Source organism: Noviherbaspirillum aerium (assembly GCF_008929045.1).
GTDB classification, from domain to species: Bacteria; Pseudomonadota; Gammaproteobacteria; order Burkholderiales; family Burkholderiaceae_D; genus Noviherbaspirillum; species Noviherbaspirillum aerium.
In genome coordinates this window covers 13,531-34,603 of sequence record NZ_VFAH01000027.1, presented here as the reverse complement: position 1 = coordinate 34,603, position 21,073 = coordinate 13,531, and the positions used below count along the sequence as shown (strand labels likewise).

At 55.1% G+C, this 21,073-nt stretch carries 26 protein-coding genes and 1 riboswitch; of the genes, 23 read left to right on the top strand and 3 right to left on the bottom strand.

The genetic code is table 11. The features are described 5' to 3' along the window. The first annotated feature begins 5 nt into the window (after positions 1-5). Both FH061_RS25330 and FH061_RS25325 read left to right on the top strand, forming a co-directional pair. The gene (locus FH061_RS25330; RefSeq protein WP_192805254.1) at positions 6-392 is read left to right on the top strand and encodes a copper-binding protein; all 387 of its coding nucleotides are present in this window, start codon (positions 6-8) and stop codon (positions 390-392) included. A gap of 13 nt (positions 393-405) precedes the next feature. Next, positions 406-819 carry a DUF411 domain-containing protein gene (locus FH061_RS25325; RefSeq protein ID WP_151638611.1) on the top strand — a complete coding sequence of 138 codons (414 nt, stop codon included), beginning with the start codon at positions 406-408 and terminating at the stop codon, positions 817-819. A 107-nt stretch (positions 820-926) separates the two neighbouring features. Here the strand turns inward: FH061_RS25325 and mntP are convergent, their stop codons facing one another. Continuing rightward, positions 927-1,493: a manganese efflux pump MntP gene (mntP, locus tag FH061_RS25320; protein ID WP_151638610.1), complete on the bottom strand. Its 567-nt coding sequence runs from the start codon at positions 1,491-1,493 to the stop codon at positions 927-929. Between the two features lie 13 nt (positions 1,494-1,506). Beyond that, a riboswitch (yybP-ykoY riboswitch) is annotated at positions 1,507-1,676 on the bottom strand. 152 nt (positions 1,677-1,828) lie between these two features. On the opposite strand from mntP, the gene FH061_RS25315 reads away from it, so the two are divergent. From FH061_RS25315 to arsH, 7 genes are read left to right on the top strand one after another with little or no spacing between them, the layout of a single operon-like run. Then, positions 1,829-2,167: an ArsR/SmtB family transcription factor gene (locus FH061_RS25315; protein ID WP_151638609.1), complete on the top strand. Its 339-nt coding sequence runs from the start codon at positions 1,829-1,831 to the stop codon at positions 2,165-2,167. After that, entirely contained in the window at positions 2,164-2,685 is a 522-nt protein-coding gene (locus tag FH061_RS25310; RefSeq protein ID WP_151638608.1) for an ArsI/CadI family heavy metal resistance metalloenzyme, read from the top strand. Before FH061_RS25315 ends, FH061_RS25310 begins: the two co-directional genes overlap by 4 nt. Positions 2,686-2,688: 3 nt before the next feature. Next, a complete protein-coding gene (gene arsN2, locus FH061_RS31895; protein WP_151638607.1) occupies positions 2,689-3,135 on the top strand; it encodes an arsenic resistance N-acetyltransferase ArsN2 in 447 nt (148 codons plus the stop codon). An 8-nt stretch (positions 3,136-3,143) separates the two neighbouring features. After that, positions 3,144-3,653: an arsenate reductase ArsC gene (locus FH061_RS25300; RefSeq protein ID WP_151638606.1), complete on the top strand. Its 510-nt coding sequence runs from the start codon at positions 3,144-3,146 to the stop codon at positions 3,651-3,653. Positions 3,654-3,710: 57 nt separating this feature from the next. Next, entirely contained in the window at positions 3,711-4,781 is a 1,071-nt protein-coding gene (arsB, locus tag FH061_RS25295; protein ID WP_151638605.1) for an ACR3 family arsenite efflux transporter, read from the top strand. Between the two features lie 4 nt (positions 4,782-4,785). Continuing rightward, positions 4,786-5,217: an arsenate reductase (glutaredoxin) gene (gene arsC / locus FH061_RS25290; protein ID WP_151638604.1), complete on the top strand. Its 432-nt coding sequence runs from the start codon at positions 4,786-4,788 to the stop codon at positions 5,215-5,217. Continuing rightward, positions 5,210-5,971: an arsenical resistance protein ArsH gene (gene arsH, locus FH061_RS25285; protein ID WP_151638603.1), complete on the top strand. Its 762-nt coding sequence runs from the start codon at positions 5,210-5,212 to the stop codon at positions 5,969-5,971. Before arsC ends, arsH begins: the two co-directional genes overlap by 8 nt. A 444-nt stretch (positions 5,972-6,415) precedes the next feature. On the opposite strand, the gene FH061_RS25280 is transcribed toward arsH, so the two are convergent. Then, positions 6,416-7,411, bottom strand: coding sequence for a toll/interleukin-1 receptor domain-containing protein (locus tag FH061_RS25280; protein ID WP_151638602.1), 996 nt, complete (start codon positions 7,409-7,411; stop codon positions 6,416-6,418). Positions 7,412-7,429: 18 nt separating this feature from the next. Next, on the bottom strand, positions 7,430-7,876 hold the full coding sequence (gene cadR / locus FH061_RS25275; RefSeq protein ID WP_437126324.1) for a Cd(II)/Pb(II)-responsive transcriptional regulator: 447 nt from the start codon (positions 7,874-7,876) through the stop codon (positions 7,430-7,432). A gap of 154 nt (positions 7,877-8,030) precedes the next feature. On the opposite strand from cadR, the gene FH061_RS31890 reads away from it, so the two are divergent. The 14 genes from FH061_RS31890 to FH061_RS25205 all read left to right on the top strand — a co-directional run bounded on the left by FH061_RS31890 (position 8,031) and on the right by FH061_RS25205 (position 20,796). Then, on the top strand, positions 8,031-8,429 hold the full coding sequence (locus tag FH061_RS31890; protein WP_151638601.1) for a DUF2946 domain-containing protein: 399 nt from the start codon (positions 8,031-8,033) through the stop codon (positions 8,427-8,429). Positions 8,430-8,601: 172 nt separating this feature from the next. Next, positions 8,602-9,030 (top strand): copper chaperone PCu(A)C, encoded by a 429-nt coding sequence (locus FH061_RS25265; protein WP_151638649.1) that lies wholly within the window; start codon positions 8,602-8,604, stop codon positions 9,028-9,030. Between the two features lie 14 nt (positions 9,031-9,044). After that, on the top strand, positions 9,045-9,638 hold the full coding sequence (locus FH061_RS25260; RefSeq protein ID WP_151638600.1) for an SCO family protein: 594 nt from the start codon (positions 9,045-9,047) through the stop codon (positions 9,636-9,638). Next, positions 9,635-10,072, top strand: a complete 438-nt coding sequence (locus FH061_RS25255) for a disulfide bond formation protein B (protein ID WP_225984881.1) — start codon at positions 9,635-9,637, stop codon at positions 10,070-10,072. The genes FH061_RS25260 and FH061_RS25255 overlap by 4 nt, the downstream gene beginning before the upstream one ends. Next, positions 10,069-10,725 carry a DsbA family protein gene (locus tag FH061_RS25250; RefSeq protein ID WP_151638599.1) on the top strand — a complete coding sequence of 219 codons (657 nt, stop codon included), beginning with the start codon at positions 10,069-10,071 and terminating at the stop codon, positions 10,723-10,725. Before FH061_RS25255 ends, FH061_RS25250 begins: the two co-directional genes overlap by 4 nt. Positions 10,726-11,099: 374 nt before the next feature. Further along, complete coding sequence (locus tag FH061_RS25245) at positions 11,100-11,771, top strand: cation transporter (RefSeq protein ID WP_151638598.1); 672 nt, start codon at positions 11,100-11,102, stop codon at positions 11,769-11,771. A 3-nt stretch (positions 11,772-11,774) separates the two neighbouring features. Continuing rightward, the gene (locus FH061_RS25240) at positions 11,775-12,113 is read left to right on the top strand and encodes a DUF3703 domain-containing protein (RefSeq protein ID WP_151638597.1); all 339 of its coding nucleotides are present in this window, start codon (positions 11,775-11,777) and stop codon (positions 12,111-12,113) included. Between the two features lie 29 nt (positions 12,114-12,142). Continuing rightward, positions 12,143-12,532: a cation efflux protein, CzcI family gene (gene czcI, locus FH061_RS25235; protein WP_225984880.1), complete on the top strand. Its 390-nt coding sequence runs from the start codon at positions 12,143-12,145 to the stop codon at positions 12,530-12,532. Between the two features lie 87 nt (positions 12,533-12,619). Then, positions 12,620-13,912 (top strand): TolC family protein, encoded by a 1,293-nt coding sequence (locus tag FH061_RS25230; protein ID WP_151638596.1) that lies wholly within the window; start codon positions 12,620-12,622, stop codon positions 13,910-13,912. Positions 13,913-13,921: 9 nt separating this feature from the next. Next, positions 13,922-15,505: an efflux RND transporter periplasmic adaptor subunit gene (locus FH061_RS25225; RefSeq protein WP_151638595.1), complete on the top strand. Its 1,584-nt coding sequence runs from the start codon at positions 13,922-13,924 to the stop codon at positions 15,503-15,505. A gap of 18 nt (positions 15,506-15,523) precedes the next feature. Next, the gene (locus FH061_RS25220) at positions 15,524-18,709 is read left to right on the top strand and encodes a CusA/CzcA family heavy metal efflux RND transporter (RefSeq protein ID WP_151638594.1); all 3,186 of its coding nucleotides are present in this window, start codon (positions 15,524-15,526) and stop codon (positions 18,707-18,709) included. An 80-nt stretch (positions 18,710-18,789) separates the two neighbouring features. After that, positions 18,790-19,221, top strand: a complete 432-nt coding sequence (locus tag FH061_RS25215) for a hypothetical protein (protein ID WP_151638593.1) — start codon at positions 18,790-18,792, stop codon at positions 19,219-19,221. A gap of 139 nt (positions 19,222-19,360) precedes the next feature. After that, on the top strand, positions 19,361-20,239 hold the full coding sequence (locus FH061_RS25210; protein ID WP_264158756.1) for a cation diffusion facilitator family transporter: 879 nt from the start codon (positions 19,361-19,363) through the stop codon (positions 20,237-20,239). Positions 20,240-20,241: 2 nt separating this feature from the next. Next, the gene (locus FH061_RS25205) at positions 20,242-20,796 is read left to right on the top strand and encodes a protein-disulfide reductase DsbD N-terminal domain-containing protein (RefSeq protein WP_225984879.1); all 555 of its coding nucleotides are present in this window, start codon (positions 20,242-20,244) and stop codon (positions 20,794-20,796) included. Positions 20,797-21,073 lie beyond the last annotated feature (277 nt).

Genomic DNA, 21,073 nt, shown 5'->3' with positions numbered 1-21,073 from the left:
ACAAAATGAACTCTTCCAAATACAAATTCGCACTCGTTGCGGCAATGGCTGCACTGGCTCTAAACGCTTCCGCTGACCAAGGCAAAGGGGGCATGAGCGACATGGGTGGTATGAAAATGGACAACATGGGAAACCAAAGCACAAAGACTACAAAAAGGACTTTTGGCGACAATGAAGCTGAAGTAAAGGCTGTTGATAAGGCAAAGAAGAGCATCACATTGAACCATGGCCCTATCAAGTCCAAGACGGTTGAAATGCCGCCAATGACGATGGCTTTCACTGTCAGCGATACCGCAATGCTGTCCAACGTGAAGGCCGGTGACAAGGTGAAATTCACCATTGAGAACGTAGACAATGCCCCGATGGTCACCTCGTTGACCGTTCAAAAGTAAGAGAGATTTGACTATGAAGAAATTGCTTTTTTCATTGCTTGTTGCAGCTTCCTCGGTGGTGTATGCCGGGGGTGAAGCGATAACCGTCTACAAGGACGCAAACTGTGGTTGCTGTGAAGGATGGGTTGAGCACCTGCGTGAGTCAGGTTACAAGGTCAATGCCATCAATTCTGAGGATATGTCGGCAGTCAAGAAGCGGCTTGGGGTGCCGGAAAAGCTGGCATCCTGCCATACCGGGGTGGCCGAGGCATCGGGTCAAGTCATAGAAGGACATGTTCCAGCAGCCGCAGTTGCGAAGCTCATCGCGCAGCCGAAGGTCAAAGGGGTATCGGCTCCGGGCATGCCGTTAAATGCGCCTGGTATGGGCAAACTGGACGGGACGCTCGTGACAGTCGACTTTTCTGGAAAAGCCTTTTCCAAGGACTGATTTTCGAGCAGGTCATGGTAATGACTTGTCGAGCGACAAAAGGGGCAAGCTGAGCTTGTCCCTTTCTATTTGTAAGTTCCTAAGAGCCAGCACAATGGAAACGATGGCTATGCTTTACCGATATGCTCGTAAAGGATGAGGCATCCAATACCAATCAAGATGATGCCACCCATGATTTCCGCTCGCTTGCCAACAATGATGCCAAGCACTCTGCCAACCATTACTCCAAGCGTAACCATGGTGAACGTGGCCAGCCCAATGGCAGCGGCAGTAATCACGATATTTGCGTCCATAAACGCCAAGCCGACCCCAACGACCATTGCATCGATACTCGTTGCAAAACCGGTCACAGCCAATATCCAGAAAGAGTGCCTTCCTGGTTTGGTGTCCTCAACTTCTGGCTCAGAAAAACCTTCCTGAATCATCCGCACGCCAAGAATTCCAAGTAGGACGAAAGCAATCCAGTGGTCCCATGCCTCAACGTACGGTGCGGCGACTTGTCCAACTAGCCAACCAACAACTGGCGTCAGTGCTTCGATGATTCCAAAGATGAGCCCAGTCCGAAGTGCCTCCTGTAATCGCGGCTTGTGAAGTGCAGCACCTTTGCCTACTGCCGCCGCAAAGGCGTCGGTAGACATTGCAAGGGCAATCAGGATAGTGGAGAAGAAATTCATTGGAAGCCTTTAGGCCGGGCGAGTACAAATGGCATGCGGAGCACGGCCCGTCCTACCTCGTGCTGGCATGCCAATGGTCTCGCCAACCTTCCGGTTGTCCGCACCACGATGGATTGATTCCACCGAGTATGTTGATGCGGACGCTTCCTGCGTGGAAGCCGGCTACTCCCCATAGGGAATTTGAATATACCACGTGCTTATTTTGTTCTCGTCCTAACTGACTTGGTGTTTGGAATAGAACAATGCCCTTTGTTGCAAGGAAAGTCATAAATCTTGTCTTGAAATAGTAAAACATTTCAACTATTATTGAATAAAACAATTCAAGGAATATTGAAATGGATGTCAAAAGCGTTGTTGCTGGCCTCGCAGCCCTTGCACAAGAGACCCGCTTGGCGGTCTTTCGCCTCCTAGTGCAAGCCGGCCCTGGTGGGTTACCAGCGACGCAAATTGCAGAGGGCGTCGGAATCGCTCCGTCCCTGCTGTCCTTCCATCTGAAGGAGTTGCTGCACGCCAATCTAGTGTCCCAGACGCGGGAAGGACGTTCGCTCATTTACGCGGCCAATTTCGAGGCTATGAACGGTTTGCTCGGGTTTTTGACCGAGAACTGCTGCGGTGGGAATGTTTGTTCTCCTGTCCGCGTTTCCAACTGTTCCAATGAAGGAGCTTGCTCATGAAACGCCTGCACGTACACGTCTCCGTCGACAACCTTGCTGACAGCATCAAGTTCTACTCTGGCATGTTTGCCACGGAACCTACCGTCGTGAAAACGGACTATGCGAAGTTGATGCTCGATGACCCTCGCGTAAATTTCGCTATCTCTCAGCGTGGAGCCGAAGTGGGCCTGAACCATCTCGGCATCCAGGTTGAGTCGGGCACAGAATTGAGCGAAATGCAGTGCCGCCTCGGTGCCCTCCAGCCGGACGTGGAGAAGGAAGAGGGCGTCGCCTGCTGCTACGCCAAGTCGGACAAGTATTGGGTCAACGACCCCTCCGGAATCGCATGGGAGACTTTCCATACGCTCGACACCATTCCTGTATTCGGCGAGCCTAATAAGACCGCCGCACCGGGAGAAACCGCTGCCGGCACCGAGGCATGCTGCGTACCGCTCGCTAAGCCGCGTATCAAAGTTTCGGCTGACGCGCCGTGCTGCGTGCCGAATACGCAGAAGAGCACAACGGCCGCCTGCTGCTGAACCATGACCCCGCTTCGGTTCGCCGCATCACAAGACCTGCCGGCAGTCCTCGGCTTACTCGAGGACACCGGCCTCCCGTACCAAGACCTGACCACTGCGCACCTCGCTGATCTCCTGGTCGCGGAAGGTGGGCGGTCTGTCCTTGGGATAGTGGGGTTGGAGCGATACGGCAAAGATGCGCTCTTGCGCTCCCTCGCCGTACGGCCGGAAAACCGGTTCACCGGGCTCGGCAAGCAATTGGCCGACGCCATAGAAGAGCATGCTCGGCGAACCGGTGTGGGCACCCTGTACCTGCTCACGACAACCGCAGCCGATTTCTTCGAGCGCCGTGGGTATGAACTCATCGAGCGCCGCGCGGCACCGTCTGAACTACAGAAAACAGCAGAATTTTCTAGCTTATGTCCGTCGCAAGCTGTCTGCATGCGGCGGCGCCTTATCCAAGAACCTTAGGGAAAATCATGACCGACAAGACTTTCAACGTGCTGTTTCTCTGCACGGGCAACTCCGCACGTTCCATCATGGCAGAAGCACTCGTAACTACTATGGGACATGGGCGCTTTCAGGGCTTCAGCGCTGGAAGCAAGCCTGGCGGCAAGGTCAATCCTTTCGCCATCGAACAGGTGAAGAAGACTGGTTACCCAGTCGACAATTTGCGGAGCAAGAGCTGGGATGAGTTTGCCGCTCCTGGTGCACCCCATATGGACTTCATCATTACGGTTTGCGACAACGCTGCAGGTGAAGAATGCCCGATTTGGCCCGGCCATCCTGCAACTGCGCATTGGGGCTTCGAAGACCCAGCAGCCGTTGAAGGCACAGATGAAGAAAAGCGTGACGCATTCGAAATGATCTTCAAGCAAATCATGGCCCGCATGAATGCATTTGTCAGCCTGCCGCTCAACATGCTCGAAAAGCACGCCATTCAGCAGGAAATCAAAAAGATTGGCGATACACCGGTCACGCCGGCATAAATTTGATTTACCGCCACGTCTCGGAAAATGCGTGGCATTTTCAACGTCTGCACAATAATGACAACGACACACACTACTGCTGTTGCCGGCGGTGCTGCTCCGGCCATCGGTTTCTTTGAGCGCTACCTCACTATCTGGGTAGCGCTTTGCATTGTTGCCGGCATCATCTTCGGCAAGGCATTTCCCTCGGTCTTTCATGGCATCGCACAACTCGAGGTCGCCCAAGTGAATATTCCGGTTGGGATACTCATTTGGGTAATGATTATTCCGATGCTCATCAAGATTGATTTTGCCGCGCTTTCGCAGGTGAAGGGGCACTGGCGCGGTATCGGCGTAACCCTTGCCATCAACTGGCTGATAAAACCGTTTTCGATGGCATTGCTCGGATGGATATTCGTCCGCCACGTGTTTGCTGCATGGCTGCCGGCAGACCAACTGGACAGCTACATTGCAGGGCTTATCTTGCTCGCAGCCGCCCCGTGTACGGCAATGGTTTTCATTTGGAGCCAGCTGTGCAAAGGTGACCCGTACTTCACGCTATCCCAAGTCGCCCTCAACGACGCCATCATGATTGTGGCGTTTGCTCCCTTGGTCGCACTGTTGCTCGGATTGTCTTCTATCACCGTGCCGTGGGACACCTTGATTACGTCGGTTGGCCTGTACATCATTGTGCCGGTCATCCTCGCGCAGCTGATTCGCAAGTCCTTGCTGGCCAAGGGACCGGGTCACCTGGAGAGCGCGGTCGGGAAACTCGGCCCGTTCTCGATTTCGGCGCTGCTTCTGACCCTTGTGCTCCTGTTTGCCTTCCAGGGTGAAGCAATCACGGAGCAACCGCTGGTCATCGCCATCTTGGCCGTGCCCATCCTGATTCAGGTGTTCTTCAACTCGGGTCTTGCGTATCTCCTGAACCGGAAGTTGGGCGTCGCCCATTGCGTTGCTGGTCCATCCAGTCTTATCGGAGCGTCTAACTTCTTTGAGCTGGCAGTAGCTACCGCCATTAGCCTATTCGGATTTCAGTCCGGCGCTGCTTTGGCGACGGTCGTCGGCGTTCTCATCGAAGTCCCTGTAATGCTGCTAGTTGTTGGTGTCGTCAACCGCTCGCAGACTTGGTACGAAGCAAAGGCATAACCCCATGGATATCAAGATTTACCACAACCCTAGCTGCGGCACGTCTCGCAACACCCTCGCGCTCATCCGAAATACCGGTGTCGAGCCGCAGGTCATCGAGTACCTGAACACGCCACCTAGCCGGGAAGAACTGAAGGAAATAATTGCGAAAGCCGGCCTGACGGTGCGCGAAGCCATCAGGGAAAAGGGTACGCCGTATGCCGAGCTCGGCCTCGACAACCCGGCGCTGACCGACGAGCAACTGCTGGACGCTATGCTGGCCAACCCGATTCTCATCAATCGGCCTTTCGTCGTTACCCCGGTCGGCGTTCGTCTATGCCGCCCGTCCGAGGTAGCGCTTGACATCCTCCCATTGCCGCAGAAAGGCCCGTTCAGCAAGGAAGACGGTGAAGCTGTCATTGACGCCGATGGTAGGAGGGTCAAAGGAAATGGCTGACCTGTCGAACCTCCCCAACGTCAGCGCCCCGCATCTCGACGTGCCGACGCAGGAAAAGCTAGATGCAGCGACGGTGTCTACGCATCCGCCGCGCATCCTGCTGCTGTACGGCTCACTGCGCGAGAAGTCCTACAGCCGCCTCCTTACCTTGGAAGCGGAGCGTATTTTGCAGCACTTCGGTGCGGAAACGCGGGTGTTTGACCCGCACGGCCTCCCAATGGTGGACAGCTGTCCCGCGGACCATCCCAAGGTGCAGGAGCTCCGAAAGCTGTCAGAGTGGTCCGAAGGGCAAGTTTGGTGCAGTCCAGAGCGCCACGGTGCGATGACCGGCGTGTTCAAGTCCCAAATCGATTGGCTACCTCTGGAAATTGGAAGCATTCGCCCGACACAGGGACGTACTCTGGCGGTCATGCAGGTATCGGGAGGTTCGCAGTCCTTCAATGCGGTCAACCAGCTGCGAGTCTTGGGGCGGTGGATGCGGATGGTGACCATACCGAACCAATCTTCGGTGGCCAAGGCGTATCAGGAGTTCGATGATAACGGGCGCATGAAGCCATCGTCCTACTATGAGCGTCTGGTGGACGTCATGGAAGAGCTCTACAAGTTCACTTTGCTTGTGCGAGACCGTTCGGACTACCTGACGAGCCGATACAGTGAACGAAAGGAAGCGTTTCCGGATTTGGCTACTAGCTTAGCTGCAGCCGCAATGAGCCACGAAACTAGCCAGGACGAAACAAAGGACGAACTGGAGTAAGTCCGGAACAGCTGTGCGCATTGTCATGGTTCCGCCTGTTCGTGAAGCTCGTTCTCGAGGAGTGTTCGACCACCCTAAAGTTGTCGACCATTTCACAGAAGGTGGGGTTGTCTGGACCAACAATAGCCAGGAGGTCGTCGAAGCAATTATTTGGTGCACTGGCTTCGAGCCAGTTCTAAAGCATCTCGAAGAATTGGGTGGTGTTACGCCGAACGGGCGGGTTGATGTGCTCGGGACCCACGCAAAAAGTGAAGGACGTCTTTGGCTTGTAGGCTATGGCGAGTGGACTGGCTTCGCGTCTGCTACGCTCATTGGGGTGATGCGTAGCGCTCGAGACACAGCTCGGGAAATCAACGAATTCCTACCGATATAACGCTGTAGAGGCCAGCCAACTACGCATACACTTGCTTCTACTGATCCAAATGGGAATTGATTCCCGACCTCTTACTGGAGGTGCTCAATCAACATATCCCAGAAATACTCCGACGCTCCCTCTTGAGATAGCTTCTGCTCCTGCCGGCCGCCAAAAACTCGCATTCCGAGCGGCTTGAAGTACAGCGTTTGGTTATCGCTTTCGACATGCATCATCTCGTTTGATGTGCCCGGAGGCGCCGAGGCGCTGTTTACGTACGACAGGTAGTTATTACGTCCGCCGTGACCATCGACGCGAATGGTGCATTCAGCAAGTCCATTTCCGTCGCGGTAAATTACGGCAGTAAAAGAACGACCGTCAATGCGCTGAAAACGTCCTCGGGTGCCAGGATTGCGGGCCGCAAGCTCTTGCAGTGACGTGTCGAAAAAGCGCGCCATGTATTCGAATGAGTCGAGCAGAAACTGGTCACGGTCGAACTCCGTAAAATCCTTCTTCAAACGGAGGTTGCTGGAGCGCGGGGTGAGGCTTGGTTCCTGCGCGGCCGCCGATGCGGGTCTCGCGGGCGATGCCAGGAAAGCCTCTTGACGAGCGCCGGTAGCCGAAGCCGGCTGTGCCACTTCCTTTCTAGTAGTAGTTGCTGTAACTACTTGGCGGACCTGTCTTGCTACGTCGGTGAAGGCCTCGTCCTGGTCAGGCCAAGTGGTAACGGCCTTGCCGTCCTTAGGCGCACCCAACAGCTTACCGAACGGAGCTGGGTGCCAGTCACATGTGCGAAGAATCACGGGAATGACTCGAGCCGTTCCTTCGTGATGCCGCTCCATTGCGCGCTTCATTTCTTGGCCATAGCAATAGCTCGACGCAATGAAGCTAGAACTTACGAGTAAGAGGATGACGTCCGCTTTCTCGAGATTCTCATCAATTTCATCGTCAATGTTGGACCCAGCGAGAATACGCCGGTCATGCCAAGATTCGATGAGGCCCTGATGCTTCAACATCGACAGGTGCTCCTCGAGCTTGTCTCTGAGCGCTTCGTCAACGTGGCTATATGAGAAGAAAACTGTTGCCATCCGTGATTCCTGTTTCAATTACTTAGTGTTATCGCCGTCATCATGGCAAGCACATTCATGACTTTCAGCCGCTTCGTTCAGATTTTGCAATATGCCGCATTCCTCAACTGAATGTGGCCCTTGGCATTGTTTGCGGAGCTTGACCAGTTGCTGCTCAAGAGTACGTAAAGCAGCCATTTGTTCGCGCACTTGCGCAATGTGCCCATCAAGGAGCTCATCGACGCTCTGGCATCCCAAAGCAGGGTTGGCTTGCAGGTCAAGCAGCACACGAATTTCTGCCAAGCTCAGCTGCAACGAACGGCAGTGGCGGATGAACTGGAGTCGCTCGAGGTGCTCCGTCGCATATTCACGGTATCCGCTACTGTTTCTTCCCGGTTCTGCCAACAAACCGCTTTTCTCGTAATACCTGATAGTTTCAATGTCGCAACTTGTACGTTTTGACAGTTCCCCAATACGCATATTCATCCCCCCTTGCCGAAACCCCGTAGTTACTACGGACATTGTACGTCAATTTGGTTGCGTCTATTTTCCATAGAGAGGATTGCAACTACGCTTGTGACCGAGCACCACTGAGGTCTGTTCGGAGGTCTCAACAGAACGGGTGCGATAAAATACAAAAATGAGAACAACTCGGTACACAAGACTCCTGACTGCATGGATGGCATTGCTCGCCATCCTGCTGGTCGCTCTTGCGCCGTCGATTTCGCACGCCTTTGCTGCGAAAAGTCCTTCATCACCGAAGACGGTCGAAATCTGCACGGCCTCGGGAGTCAAGCAAGTTAGTGTTCCTTACGAAGGCACCTTGAAGCCGTTCTCGACGGTCAAACATGACCAGCATTTTGAAGACTGTCCATTTTGCAGAATCCACAGTGATACGCCAGGACCAGTCCCTGCTACCGTGTCGGCCATATTGAACACAGTAGCTTCCTTTCCCCGCCCATTCCTCTTCTACCAGGCGCCTCGACCCTTGTTCACATGGGCGCCCGCACAATCTCGCGCCCCACCTACGCATTCTTGATTTTCTTTGCAGTGCTCCCGCTCAGGTAGTTAGGGCGGGGTAGCTACGCCTATGAACCAAGCTTCCGCCATCTTAGTTGCGGTTGTTCTGGCTGCTTCTGTTACGCAGGGCGCTGAGCGCGCGACCTACTGCAGGCTTGACGCCCATCCTCAAATTCCACTTTTTTGAAGCCATGAAAACTTTATTGCTCGCCACATTACTTGCCAGTGTGACCTCAAGCGCATTTGCCGACGTTTCGGTGACTGATGCATGGGCACGTGCGACTGTCCCAGGGCAGCCGGTCGGAGCCGTGTACATGAAAGTCAGCAGTTCCAATGCTGTGCGTCTGGTCGACATTCAGACCGAGGTTGCCAAGGACGTTCAGGTTCACACCATGCATCACCATGATGGCGTCATGAAAATGCGGGAGCACGGTGAACTAGCTATTCAAGCCGGGCAAACCGTCGACCTTGCGCCAGGCGGCTTACACCTGATGCTGCTCGGTCTCAAGAAGCCGTTGTCGGCCGGGGAAAACCTGACAATGAAGCTGACGTTCGAAGATGCTAAGAAGGCGAGAAATACTTCAGTCGTCTCAGTGCTAGTCCGTCCACTTGGCAAGTAATGCGGAGGTCGCACATGAAATTACGATATGTAGCAGCGTTGCTTCTGGCTGGCACCGTCTTGCTTGGATGTGACAACAAGAGCATCCCTGACCAGAAGTTTGCGTCGGTGGACATTACCGGCGGCGAGTGGGGCAAGGAATTCCAGTTGACAGACCATACTGGAAAGCCGCGGACTCTTGCTGATTTCAAGGGCAAAGCCGTTGTCCTCTTCTTCGGCTATACCAATTGCCCCGACGTCTGCCCGACGACAATGGTGAAGCTGGCCTCAGCCATGGAAAAGCTTGGCAAGGACGCTGAAAGGGTACAAGTGCTGATGGTCACGCTGGACCCGCAACGGGACACGCAGGAGCTGCTGGCCAAGTATGTTCCCGCCTTTCACCCGCCGTTCCTTGGCTTGACTGGAACTGAGCAACAGGTTGACGCTGCGGCGAAGGAGTTCAAGGTAATTCGCGTGCTGCAGAAGCCAAATGAAGACGGCTTTTACACGGTGGACCATTCCGGCCAAACCTACGCGTTTGACCCGCAGGGCCGCCTTCGCCTGTTTTTCAGGGATGCCCAGCCAGCCGAAGACATCGTACAAGACCTCAAAACGCTGCTCAAAACATGATGGCATCAACAGACATAAAAACTTCCTTATGGCCCTTGGTATTCCTGAGCTGGGTTTTGGCAACGGTTTCCACCCTTGGGGCGATTTTCCTGGGTGAGGTCATGGGGCTGACACCATGTGTGCTGTGCTGGTACCAGCGCATTTGCATGTTCCCGCTCGTACTCATTCTTAGCGCAGGCCTTTTTCCTCTGGACGTGAAAGTCGTGCGATACGCTTTTCCGCTGTCACTTATTGGATTGGGCATTGCTGTGTTCCACCTTCTGGTTGCCGAAGGCGTCATTGCCGAGTCGATGACACCTTGCACACAAGGCGTGCCGTGCTCGCAGGAGCAGATCGAATGGTTTGGATTTCTGACCATACCGATGCTCTCCGTGGCCGCCTTCGCAGCCATCGCTGCACTGCTCATCATTACTCATTTTAAGGCATCAAAATGAAACAAAAGACCATCTTCGTCGCGACCGCGGTCATTCTGGCGGTTGCATTTGCTCTCGGCATCAATCTCTATCAATCGAAAAAGACTGAACAGGCGACGCAAGCCACCTCCCAGAACAGTGAGGCGCTTGTGCGGTTCCACTCGCCGACCTTGGGCAATGCCAGTGCGCCGGTACACATCGTCGAATTCTTCGACCCGGCTTGCGAGTCCTGCCGCGCCTTTTATCCCTTTGTTAAAAAGATCATGGAGGCAAATCCCGAGAAAATTCGGCTGACCATCCGATACGCACCTTTCCACAAGGGCGCAGACGAAGTGGTCAAGGTTCTGGAAGCCGCCAGGAAGCAGAACAAGTACTGGCAAACGCTTGAAGCGGTGCTTGCAGCGCAGCCGCAGTGGGCGCCGGACCATTCAGCGCATCTCGATCTACTGTGGCCTCACCTTGAAGGACTCGACCTTGATATGGCACGCTTGAAAGACGATATGAAATCCCCGGATTTCACGCGCATCATCGAGCAAGACCTTCAGGACGTGAAAACATTGAACGTCAGGGGCACACCGGAGTTTTTTGTGAATGGGAAGCCGCTACCATCCTTCGGTCCGGAGCAATTGCAGAAACTGGTGGAACAGGAATTGACCACCGCGGCGGCAAAATAACCCGCCCAACAACGACGTTTCACCAACCTGCGGATACACAGCGCCTGCTAGCCGCAGGTTTCAACAAGGTACATCGCCATGCCTGACTTTCTTATAAATATCCAAGTGGCAATGTTGCTTGTATTCATCCCAATTGCGATTGGTCTTTATTATTACTTGTCTCGACGACCTCCAAAGCGTCCAAAGAAGCGCTCCGGAAAAGACGCAGCTGATTACGCCAGGAAAGACAGCGCGAAGCGGTCAAGCGGAAGTAAGACGCATACAAAGAAATGACATTTATACAAGTTCTTCGCCACATTTTCCTCTTTAAAAGAGCTTGATCCTGTAGTCACTACAGGGTGTGTAATGCTGCTATAGACGAGAAGGAGCATCAAATGGCTGATTGTTGCGCAGGCGCTTGCGCCTCAGATAAACCTCCAGTAGACCCGACCTACCGTCGTATTCTCTGTATCGCGCTGGTGGTCAACGCCGGCATGTTTGGCGTCGAGCTATTCAGCGGTTGGGCCGCCGGTTCGGTATCGTTGCTGGCCGACGCCGTTGACTTTTTCGGTGACGCGGCGAACTACGCGGTCTCGCTTTTTGTTCTGGGCTTGGCGCCTATCTGGCGCTCGCGTACGGCTCTGATCAAAGGCTTGACGATGGGAGGCTATGGCATCTTTGTTTTGGCCGCTGCGTTCTGGAGTGTCACAACCGGGACCGTGCCTGCACACATTACGATGGGCACCATTGGCTTCGTTGCGCTACTGGCCAATTTGCTCGTAGCGGCATTATTGTTTGCGTACCGTAATGGCGATTCCAATATGCGCTCTGTCTGGCTCTGCACGCGTAATGACGCCATTGGCAACGTTGCCGTGATGCTGGCGGCCTTGGGCGTGTTCGGTACGGGTTCCGGGTGGCCCGACATTGTGGTGGCCTGCATCATGGGTCTTCTTGGCTTGAGCGCTGCACGGTCCGTCATCACGCAGGCACGCGCTGAGATGAAAACAGCAACAGCTCCTGTGACCGTTGCACCGAGGACTGTCACCATCGAACTCAAACGCCGTTGATCTATGAAAGCTGAATTGAAGAAAGCATTTGAATCCGAAATGGCGGCTGCGCGCAATCGCTACGCACGAGGGCAGCTTGACCAGGCGTACAAGCATCTGGAGGTTGCCCATGTGCTGGGACAACGGTATGTCGTGCCGCACATCATTACCCATTGGGGCATGCTGAGAATTGGCATCAAGCGCCGATCGGCAAGTGAAGTGGTTGGTCAAGGTGTGCGTATTGTTCTTGGTGCCATCGGTTCAGCCGTTGGCATCGTCCCGACAGGAAATACCGGAGGCACGAACATCAACATGTTCAAGCGGCTGCCAGTTGATCCCGCCATCAAGACATTGCTTGACTAACCACACTCAAATGGCCGTCTATCGATTTCTTGCAGGCCAAAAGGCAAGAAATCAATGCTAATATCTCGCCCGTGAAAAAGCTTATTCTTATTCTGCTGTTAGCCGTACTTCCGCTCCAGTATGCCTGGGCAGCGGCGGCTGCGTATTGCCAGCACGAACAAGAACAGCAAACCTCCCACTTTGGCCACCATACGCATCAGCACCAGGCCGAGGAGGATGACTCGGAAGAACCGAGCAAGAACACCCAGGCCGACAACGATTGTGGCATCTGCCAGTTTTCTGCTCAGGCATCGTTCTTAACCACCTTCCCTGCGGGTGTCCCACCCAATGATGTCGTGCATCATGCACGATTACCGGACAATTATTCTTCCCATATTCCATCTGGCCCCCGAAAGCCAGACTGGCGTCTTGTCGCCTAACGCGACGAGACGAATTGCCACGACTATCAAAACGTAAAACCGGGGTGACGTCTCGTCAAATTCTTTCCCATTTGTCAGGAGAATTTGATGTATCGGTATCTTTTACCGCTCAGTCTGGCCGTATTCAGTTTGCCTGGGAGTGCGCAAACCGTAACGACCGGACTTGGTAGCGCACACCTGGCTGCACAGGCTAATGCCGGCCGTGCAGTCGAACCGGCGTTGCCGTTGACGCTACAGGCTGCAATAGCCTTGGCGATGAATTCCAGCCCGGACCTGTCCGCAGCCCAGTATGAGCTTCAGGCGGTCGAGGCCACGCTCCTGCAAGCCAATGTGCTGCCCAACCCCTCGCTGGAAGTGGGTATTGAAGACCGGCGCCGTGAGACCCGGGAGTCCACGTTAACAGTCAGTCAGCCGATTGAGCTAGGCGGGAAGCGCTCTGCGCGCATGCGCGCTGCCGAAAGCAGCCTGTCCGCTGCGTCTTCCGAGTTGAACGCTAAAAAAGCCGAAATCCGTGCGGCCGTCATTACTGCATTCTTTGATGTTCTCGCCGCACAGGAACGCGTTCGCCTTGCCGAGGAAGCAGGTGAACTTGCTCAGAGAGCGACGAATGTCGCCAACAAACGCGTTGCAGCCGGCAAGGTGTCGCCTGTGGAAGAAACGAAGGCACGCGTGGCGGAATCGAGCGTTCGCCTTGAACTGGCTCAGGCAAGAAGCGAGTTAAGCTCGTCTCGCAAGCGGCTCAGTGCCACTTGGGGCAATCTGATTCCTCGATTCGAGAAGGCTGAAGGTCAGCTTGATGTGTTGCCCGAGTTGCCTAGTACAGACATGCTTACCCGGAGACTGGCAACGTCTCCGGCACTATCCCGGGCTCGCTACGAAGTCGATCATCGCCAGGCACTGGCACAGGTAGAGCGCAGCCGCCGCATCCCGGACATGGCAGTCACTCTCGGCGTCAAGCGCTCTGAAGAGTTGGGCCGTAACCAAGCTGTGGTTGGCGTTTCGATCCCGCTTCCTCTCTTCGATAGCAATCGCGGAAACGTCCTGGAATCGCTACGCCGCGTCGACAAGGCACGCGACGAACTGTCCGCCACAGAGATCCGGCTGGATGGCGAGGTCGCACAGGCCTATGAAAAATTGAGTGTATCGCGTCAGGAGGCGGAGTCCCTGCAGAAGGAAGTCATCCCGGGTGCCCAGAGCGCCTATGACGCCGCCTCGAAAGGGTTCGAGTTCGGGAAATTCGGCTTCCTGGATGTGCTCGATGCCCAGCGCACGCTGCTGCAAGCCAAGTCCCAGTACCTGCGAGCGCTGTCTGAGGCGCACCGGGCAGCCGCCGATATCGACCGCATTCTCGGGGAAGCTACGCCCGCGACCAAGCAATAAGAGCAGATCATGAAAAATCTTACGAAGAAACAGCTATTTTCCATTCTCGCCATCGTTATCATCGGCGTCTTGCTTGGCGTGCTCATCATGACGATGAATAAGCCCAAACCGGCAGGTGATGGACACGGCCACGGCGGCGGCGGGCATGCAGAACATGCCGGCGAAAAAGGCGGTGACAAGCACGCACACGCTGAAGAGAAAGGTGGGCACGGACATGAGCATGGCGATGAACATGGTCATGAGGAAGAACAGGCAAAAGGCCCTCATGGCGGGAAATTGTTCACCGAAGGCGACTTCGGGCTTGAGGTGCTGATGGCCGAAGAAGGCGGAGAGCCACGTTTCCATGTCTACATGTACGAGAAGGAAAAGCCGCTCCCTCCGAATTCAGCAAAAGTTTCTATTACTCTCACCCGTCCGGATGGCGGAAAACAGGAACTCGCCTTTACTCCTGAAAAGGATTACCTGAAGAGCAGCACTTCGGTGCCGGAACCCCACGTATTCGAAGCGACGGTCGCAGCACAAACAGCCAACGAGCCTTACCTCTTCACCTTCGAGGAGATGGAAGGCACGATCGCAATGAATGACGAGCAGTCCAAGGCGGCCGGCGTTACTGTCAATACCGCAGGTCCGGCAAGGATCAACAGCTCGCTCACGTTGCCTGGCGAGATCCGCTACAACGAGGACCGGACAGCGCATGTCGTACCTCGGATGGCCGGTGTCGTTGAGAGCGTCAAGGTCAATCTCGGGCAGAAGGTCAAGAAAGGCGAAGTGTTGGCCGTCCTGGCAAGCTCGGGCCTGTCAGAGCAACGCAGCGAATTGTTGGCCGCACAAAAGCGACTCGCATTGGCCAAAACCACGTACGAACGCGAAAAGAAGCTCTGGCAGGAAAAGATTTCGGCGGAGCAGGATTACCTGCAGGCTGAACAGGCGATGCAGGAAGCGGAAATCGCTGTCCGGAATGTTCAGCAAAAACTCAGTGCCTTGGGTACCGGCGCATCCAGCCGTGGCTCACTGAATGCCTACGAAATCCGGGCACCGTTTGATGGCATGATTATGGAAAAACACATCTCCCTCGGCGAAGCCATCAAGGAAGACGCTGACATTTTCACGATCTCGGACTTGTCGACAGTGTGGGCGGAGGTTGCTGTCCCTGCAAAAGACCTGAACGCAGTTCGCGTCGGCGAGAAAGTTACCGTCAAGGCGACGGCATTCGATGCGAAAGCACCCGGCACGATTTCTTTCGTTGGATCTTTGCTTGGCGAACAAACCCGTACCGCCAAAGCCAGGGTTTCACTGCCGAACCCAGACATGTCTTGGCGCCCAGGTCTGTTCGTGAATGTTGAAATCGTCTCGAACCAAGCCGAAGTTCCGGTCGCGGTGAGTACCGATGCCATTCAGACGGTCAACGACAAGCCGACCATCTTCGTTCGCGTTCCCGGCGGCTTCCTTCCCCAGCAAGTCACCCTCGGCCGCACTGACGGCAAGGTAGTCGAGGTGGTCAAGGGATTGAAGGCGGGCAGCAAGTACGCAGGCGCGGGCAGCTTCATCGTCAAGTCGGAGCAGGGTAAAGCCAGCGCCGAACATACTCACTGATGCGAAAAGGACTTATCCATGTTTGAACGCATCATACGCTTTGCCATCGAGCAGCGATGGCTGGTCCTGCTTGCCGTGTTCGGCATGGCCGCCATTGGCATATTCAGCTATCAAAAACTGCCCATTGACGCGGTCCCTGACATTACCAACGTTCAGGTCCAAATCAATACGTCAGCACCGGGATACTCGCCTCTGGAAACGGAGCAGCGGATCACCTATCCGCTAGAGACAGTCATGTCCGGTTTGCCCAATCTGGAGCAAACCAGGTCGTTGTCGCGATATGGCCTGTCGCAGATCACCGTCATCTTCAAGGATGGCACCGATATCTACTTCGCTCGGCAACTCGTCAATGAGCGACTGCAGGAAGCCAAGGAGAGGTTGCCGGCGGGGGTGACGCCAGCCATGGGACCGATTTCCACCGGTCTGGGTGAGATTTACCTGTGGACGGTCGAGACCAAGGATGGCGCGAAAAAGCCCGACGGCACGCCGTACACCCCGACCGATTTGCGTGAAATCCAGGACTGGATCATCAAGCCGCAGCTGCGTAACGTTCCTGGCGTCACGGAAATCAACTCGATTGGCGGCTTCGAGAAGGAATACCAGGTCGCACCGGTTCCCGAACGACTGGCGTCCTATGGCCTGACACTGCAGGACGTGGTCAACGCGCTTGACCGTAACAATGGCAATGCCGGGGCTGGCTACATCGAAAAGCGCGGCGAGCAGCTATTGATTCGTGCGCCCGGCCAGGTACAGTCCATCGAGGACATCCGTAATATCATTCTGGGTACCGTCCAGGGCGTGCCTATTCGGATGCGCGATATCGGCGAAGTCGAAATTGGTCGCGAGCTGCGTACCGGTGCTGCCACCGAGAATGGACGGGAAGTTGTCCTCGGTACGGTGTTCATGCTGATTGGCCAGAACAGCCGTACGGTTTCCCAGGCCGTGGACAAGAAAATGGCCGAGATCAACCGCACCCTTCCGGAAGGTGTGGTGGCCATCACCGTGTATGACCGCACGGTCCTGGTCGACAAGGCCATCGACACGGTAAAGAAGAATCTGATCGAGGGTGCTATTTTGGTCATTGCGGTGTTGTTCCTGTTCCTTGGGAACATCCGCGCAGCCCTCATCACGGCGATGGTCATTCCACTGTCGATGCTGTTCACCTTCAGTGGCATGGTATCGAACAAGGTCAGTGCGAACCTGCTGAGCTTAGGCGCACTGGATTTCGGCATCATCATTGACGGTGCGGTCGTGATTGTCGAGAACTGCGTCCGCCGGCTTGCCCATGCTCAGGCGCACCATGGACGGCCATTGACGCGGGCCGAGCGCTTCCATGAAGTGTTTGCCGCATCCCGGGAAGCACGTCGGCCGCTGTTGTACGGCCAGCTCATCATCATGGTGGTCTACCTGCCAATCTTCGCGCTGACCGGCGTGGAAGGCCGGATGTTCCATCCGATGGCCCTGACGGTGGTGATCGCCTTGCTGGGCGCGATGATTCTGTCGATTACCTTCATCCCTGCCGCGGTCGCGCTCTTCATCGGCAACAAAGTGGCTGAAAAAGAGAATGTCGTCATGCAGGGAGCCAAGCGTCTCTATGGCCCCGTACTGGACTTCGTGATGGCGAACAAGCCCGTGGTACTGACGTTTGCCGCGGTGACCATCATCCTGTCGGGCCTGCTGGCCACCCGTTTGGGAAGCGAATTCGTGCCGAGTCTGAACGAGGGTGACTTTGCGATCCAGGCACTGCGCATCCCGGGTACCAGCTTGTCGCAGTCGGTGGCAATGCAGCAGCAGCTTGAACGGACGTTGAAGCAGAAGCATCCAGAAATCGACCGCATCTTCGCGCGTACCGGTACGGCCGAGATTGCGTCTGACCCGATGCCGCCCAACATCTCGGACGGGTACATCATGCTCAAGCCCCAGGATCAGTGGCCTGAGCCCAGGAAGACTCGCGATGAATTGTTGGCGGCTGTACAGCAAACCATTTCCAAAATCCCGGGCAGCAACTACGAGTTTTCACAGCCAATCCAGCTTCGCTTCAATGAGCTGATATCCGGCGTGCGAAGCGACGTAGCGGTCAAACTATTCGGCGACGACATGGATGTGCTCAACGACACGGCGGCCAAGATTGCCTCCACGTTGGGCAGGGTGTCTGGGGCGGCCGAGGTCAAGGTGGAACAGACTACAGGCCTGCCTATGTTGACCATCAATATCGACCGGGAGAAAGCATCCCGCTATGGTTTGAATGTCGGCGATGTTCAGGACATGGTGGCAACCGCAATTGGTGGCAAGGAAGCCGGCACGCTGTTCCAGGGCGACCGTCGCTTTGACATCATTGTCAGGCTTCCGGAAAACTTGCGCAACGACCTCGAGGCGATGAAGCGGCTGCCGATTTCGCTGCCCCGCGCAGAAAACGGCAATGGACGAGCGACGTTCATTCCATTGGGTGAAGTGGCCAATCTGGAACTTGCTCCCGGACCCAACCAGATCAGCCGAGAAAACGGTAAGCGGCGTATCGTCATCAGTGCCAACGTGCGCGGACGGGACATCGGTTCATTCGTGTCTGAAGCGGAATCGGCCATCCGTGACCAAGTTAAAGTGCCCGCCGGCTATTGGACAACCTGGGGTGGCCAGTTCGAGCAGCTGCAGTCTGCTGCTCAGCGCCTGCAAGTCGTCGTGCCATTGGCATTGCTGTTGGTATTCACGCTACTGTTTGCGATGTTTGGCAACCTCAAGGATGGACTTCTCGTCTTCAGCGGTATTCCATTCGCGCTGACAGGCGGTGTGGTCGCGCTATGGATGCGGGGTATTCCGCTATCCATCTCCGCGGCGGTTGGCTTCATTGCCCTCTCCGGAGTGGCGGTGTTGAATGGTCTGGTGATGATTTCCTTCATTCGTACCCTGCGAGAGGAAGGTCATTCCCTGGATTCCGCCGTGCGTGAAGGCGCGCTGACCCGATTGCGTCCCGTATTGATGACCGCCTTGGTAGCATCGCTTGGGTTTGTGCCCATGGCGCTTGCAACAGGTACAGGGGCTGAAGTGCAGCGCCCGCTGGCCACCGTAGTCATTGGCGGCATTCTTTCGTCGACGGCCTTGACGCTTCTGGTTCTTCCGCTTCTGTATCGTCTTGCTTACCGTAAGGAAGAGGAAATCGAAGAACAAGTTGCCCCGATAAAGGCGGTTCCTCAGCAATTGCCTACTTAAGCAGTCCGTCCCCGTTGTGCGACGACGGGGACACCTATGATTGAAATACCAAAGTGTTCCATCACTACTCAGGAGAAACTATGAAATTGCACAAATTGGCTTCCGCGTCTATCGCCGTTCTCGCCCTGTCGCTCGCAAATCTCGGTTTGGCGGCCGATGACCACAAAGGCCATAACCACGACGACAAGAAAGGTGGCGAGCACGCGCACGACGCCAAACCGGCAAACGGCGGCGTTGTGTCGGTCGTCAAGGATGTGAACTACGAACTGGTTGCAAAGTCCGACACACTGACTTTGTACATCACCGACCATGGCAAGCCGGTCGATACCAAGGATGCCAGCGCGACGTTGACGCTACTGTCGGCTTCCGACAAATCTGAAGTCAAACTGGCTCCGGCGGGCGAGAACAAGCTTCAGGCCAAAGGAACGTTTAAAGTCGACAAGGGCACCAAGGTCGTTGCGTCTGTTACGACCGGTGGCAAGCCGCAAAGCGTTCGCTTCACACTGAAATAATACCGACTCGGAGTTGGCGTGCGGCTTGATTGCGGCGGCACGTCCCATCATTTGGACAACACAACAGCGAGCGAAAATGGGTAGCGGTCATTCACACGGTAGTCATGACCATGGTCATGGGCATGGAAGCAGCGGAAATTTGAAAACTGCTTTTTTGCTCAACCTGTCCTTCACGATTATTGAAGTGATTGGCGGCCTATATACAAACAGTATTGCCATCCTGAGCGACGCGGTTCATGACTTGGGCGACTCGATGTCGCTCGGCCTGGCCTGGTATTTCGATAGGTTATCGCGGCGTGGTCGTACCGCAAAGAATACCTATGGCTATCGTCGGTATTCTCTACTTGGCGGACTGATTACCGGCTTGGTTCTGATCGTTGGCCTGGGCTTTGTACTTTGGAACGCGGCGTCTCGCTTGTTCGCTCCCGAGGAAGTCAACGCTCCGGGCATGATGATCCTGGCCGTGATCGGTGTTGCTTTCAACGGCGCGGCTGTACTCCGGGTAAGGCGCGGCACTTCGCTGACCGAGCAAGTCGTCAGTTGGCACCTTCTGGAAGACACGCTGGGCTGGCTTGCGGTTCTGATCGGCGCCGGCATCATGACCGTATGGGACTTGCCCATCATTGACCCGTTGCTGTCCATCGGCATCTCGCTGTTTGTGCTCTGGAACGTAGTCCGAAATCTGCGCAAGGTGTTCAATGTGTTCATCCAGAAGGTACCGGAAGCGTTTGATGTGGTGGCATTCGAGAGAGCAGTACTTGCTCATCCCAAGGTCCTTTCAGTCCATCACACGCACAGCTGGACAGTTGATGGCGAGGTCCATGTCCTCACGACCCACCTCGTGATGCAACGCGATGCCAGCCGCGAGGAAATGATCGATGCCAAGGCACGTGTCCGAAGTCTCCTTGACGAGCATACCTTCGAGCATGTGACCGTCGATGTGGAATTGGAAGGGGAGCTCTGTGTCATTGGATCTGGTCCGGAACATACTGAAACTGAAACACATCATCAGCACTAGGTGTGGAAGAAATAGACCGCTTCTGCGAAGCTGTGTACATTGAAGAACGCGCTATGAAAATCAAGGCAATACAGGCAGCAATAATCCTTACCCCTCTAGTGGCGGCTTTGACTTTGCCTGCGCATGCGCAGCAATCGTCTTCGCCAGGTTTGCAGGACAAGGTCAAAGGGCTGTTCTCGAATACCAACGAAGATGAATTGCTTGAGCCTGATGCAGCGTTCAAATTTCAAGTGGTGGCAAAGGGGACCAACGCCTTGTCCGCAAACCTTATTCCTGCAAAGGGGTACTACCTCTACAAGCAGCGAGTTCAATTTGCGCTCAAGAACGCAAATGGCGTCAGCATCAATGCAGTGAAATTGCCACCTGGTGAAATGAAGACTGACCAGATTTTTGGACGGACAGAGGTGTATAAGAAGGCCGTCCCAGTCGAACTGGCGTTAAATGGTGCGACAAAGGGTAAGACAATCACGTTGGTCGCGTCATACCAGGGATGCCATGAAAAGCTGGGCGTCTGCTATCCGCCCATTGAGAAAGCGGTCAACCTTGTGTTGCCATAACTTGTTACGGCCTCGAAAAAATACGCGTTGAACTTGCGTCCTCGTTCGCTATCAATCCATCTGTGAAAAAACTGATTCTCATTTTTCTGCTGGCACTCCTTCCACTGCAATATTCGTGGGCAGTGATTGCATCCTATTGCCAACACGAGAAAGAACATGTCACCCACATTGGACATCATGCTGACGACCATAAGGGCGCTAAGGGCAAGGGTGACCCGGACAAAGGAAAGTCAGCGTCCCTGCATGAATGTGAGTATTGCCATCAGGCGTGCCAGGC